The 2,727-nt window shown below is 64.7% G+C and carries 3 protein-coding genes; 2 read left to right on the top strand and 1 reads right to left on the bottom strand.

Annotation, left to right across the window (positions count from 1 at the left end; genetic code table 11):
* On the bottom strand, positions 1 to 219 hold a 219-nt coding region (locus tag QZ609_RS26160), incomplete at its 3' end, for a hypothetical protein (RefSeq protein ID WP_295501328.1).
* Positions 220 to 268: 49 nt separating this feature from the next.
* Between QZ609_RS26160 and QZ609_RS26155 the strand changes: the two genes are divergently transcribed.
* Entirely contained in the window at positions 269 to 1,537 is a 1,269-nt protein-coding gene (locus QZ609_RS26155) for a D-amino acid dehydrogenase (RefSeq protein ID WP_295501325.1), read from the top strand.
* 121 nt (positions 1,538 to 1,658) lie between these two features.
* Positions 1,659 to 2,594, top strand: coding sequence for a glutamate/aspartate ABC transporter substrate-binding protein (locus QZ609_RS26150; RefSeq protein WP_295501322.1), 936 nt, complete (start codon positions 1,659 to 1,661; stop codon positions 2,592 to 2,594).
* Positions 2,595 to 2,727: the final 133 nt, after the last annotated feature.

Here is a 2,727-nt window from a genome sequence, read left to right as displayed (position 1 = left end):
CTTACTTTCTTTGGCAAGACAAAGAAAGTGAGTCAGCCCCGGCAGGGGATGAAATGAGGGATGAACCAACAACCTCTCACAAGACAGAAAGCAAATCAGTCCCGGCAGGGGATGAAACAGGGGATGCACCACCAACAACAAAACCCAAACCATCCATCCCACCCCAACCCATAGCCCCACAACATCCCCCCCAACAACTCCGCATTTGCGCAACACCACACCGCCTCCTTAAGCTGCCGATAACGCATCCCCAAGTTCCAGCATTTCCATGCAAATCGCAGTAGTAGGCGCCGGCATCATCGGCCTCAGCACGGCATACGCACTGGCCCAGGAGGGCCATCAGGTCACCCTGATCGAGCGCCACCCCGGCCCGGGCGAGGGCACCAGCTACGCCAACGGCGGCCAGCTCAGCTACAGCTACGTGGCCCCGCTGGCCGGCCCCGGCGTGCTCTCCCACGTGCCCGGCTGGCTGCTGCGAAGCGATTCCCCGCTGCGCCTGAAGCCATCGCTCGACCCAGCCCTGCTGCGCTGGGGCCTGCGCTTCATCGCCGCCTGCAACCGTGAGCGCGCCGACCGCACCACCCGCGAGCTGCTCGCGCTGTCGTTCTACAGCCGTACCCGCATGGAAGCCTTGCGCGAGGCATCGCCAGACTTGTCGTTCGGCCTCGCTCGGCGCGGCAAGCTGGTCGTGCACCGCGACGCCACCGCGTTCGAATCCGCGCGCGCCCAGGTCGGCTACCAGGCCACGCTCGGCTGCGAGCAGCACGCGCTGTCGGCTGACGAGGCCATCGCCCACGAACCCGCGCTGGAAGGCGCGCGCCACGAGATCGTCGGCGCCATCTACACACCGGATGAAGACGTGGCCGATTGCCATCAGCTCTGCGTCGGCCTGTTCAACCGGCTGCGCGAACTGTCCAACGTGACGCTGCGTTTCAACACCGGCGTCGATGCGCTATGGACCGAAGGCCGCCGCGTGCGCGGCGTCAGGCTGGCGGGTGGTGAGCAGCTCGCCGCCGACGCGGTCGTGATGGCCGCCGGGGTGACGAGCGCGCAACTGCTCCGCCCGCTGGGCATCGATCCCGGCCTGTATCCGCTCAAGGGCTACAGCATCAGCCTGCCGCTCAGCCAAGGCGACGTGGCCCCGCTGATCAGCGTGACGGACGCCGCGCGCAAGATCGTCTACGCCCGCATCGGGCAGACGCTGCGCGTGGCCGGCATGGCCGATCTGGTGGGCTGGTCGACCGCGCTGGACATGCGCCGCGTGCAGACGCTTTACGATGAGACCCGCGCGCTGTTCCCAGGCGCGATGCGCGCCAATGACGCGGGTGCGGATGCCGCACCGTGGGCAGGCATGCGTCCTGCCACGCCCACCGGGGTGCCCGTGGTGGGCGCATCGCCGGTCGATGGGCTGTGGCTGAACGTCGGCCATGGCGCGCTAGGATTCACGCTGGCGCTCGGCAGCGCGGGCTTGCTCGCCGACCAGATTGCCGGCCGCAAGCCCGCGATTTCCCCAGTGCCGTATGCACTGGCGGCATGACGGCCGCTGCGGGATCATCGCGGGATTCAGAGATTCGAAAGACCGAACGCGCATGCTGCATCGCTTGCGCCAACAGGTAACCCAAGCAGTCTGGAGCGAACACACCCAAAGGAGGGGAAGCATGAAGACGTTGCATCCGATCAACTCGACCAAACGCACCCTGTGCGGCCTCACGCTGGCTGCCGCCGGCGCCCTGGCTGCGCTGCCCGTCGGCGCGCAGGCGCAGTCGAACGACACCCTGGCGAAGATCAAGCAATCCGGCGTGATCTCGGTCGGCTACCGCGAATCGTCGATCCCGTTTTCGTACGAGGCCAGCAGCGGCAACATCACCGGCTACTCGCAGGAGATCTCCAACCTGATCGTCGACGGCGTGAAGAAGAAGCTGGGCGTGGCCAACCTGACGGTCAAGCTCACGCCGATCACTTCGCAGAACCGCATCCCGCTGCTGCAGAACGGCACCATCGACTTCGAGTGCGGCTCGACCACCAACAACCTGGAGCGCCAGAAGCAGGTCGCGTTCTCCAACAACATCTTCATCTACGGCATGTTGATGCTGGTGAAGAAGGATTCGGGCGTGAAGGACTTTGGCGACCTCAAGGGCAAGACCGTCGTCACCACCGCCGGCACGACCGAAGACCGCATCCTGCAGAAGATGAACGGCGAGGCCAAGGACGCCGACAAGATGAACCTGATCCTCGCCAAGGACCACGGCCAGGCGTTCCTGACGCTGGAGTCGGGCCGTGCCGTCGCGTTCGTGATGGACGAGCCGCTGCTCTACGGCGAGCGCACCAAGGCCAAGAACCAGGCTGACTGGGTCGTGACCGGCACGCCGCTGCAGACCGAAACCTACGCGTGCATGATGCGCAAGGACGATCCGGGCTTCAAGAAGGTCGCCGACGATGTGATCGCCGACCTGATGACCTCGGGCCGCGCCAATGCGCTGTACAAGAAGTGGTTCCAGGCGCCGATTCCGCCCAAGAGCCTGAACTTGAACTATCCGATGACGGCGGGGATGAAGGAGTTGTATGCCCACCCGAACGATAAGGCGATCCAATAAGCTTTGACTTGGGTTGTGGACCGCTGGGGTTTGATCCTGGTGGTCTGCCTCCCTTTCGCCCCCTGCCGGGGCCGACTTACTTTTCTTTGTCTTGCCAAAGAAAAGTAAGCAAAAGAAAGGCGCGCCGAGATGG

The organism is uncultured Ralstonia sp. (genome assembly GCA_913056305.1).
In the GTDB taxonomy this organism is placed as follows: Bacteria; Pseudomonadota; Gammaproteobacteria; order Burkholderiales; family Burkholderiaceae; genus Ralstonia.
This window is presented reverse-complemented; position numbering and strand designations above follow the sequence as displayed.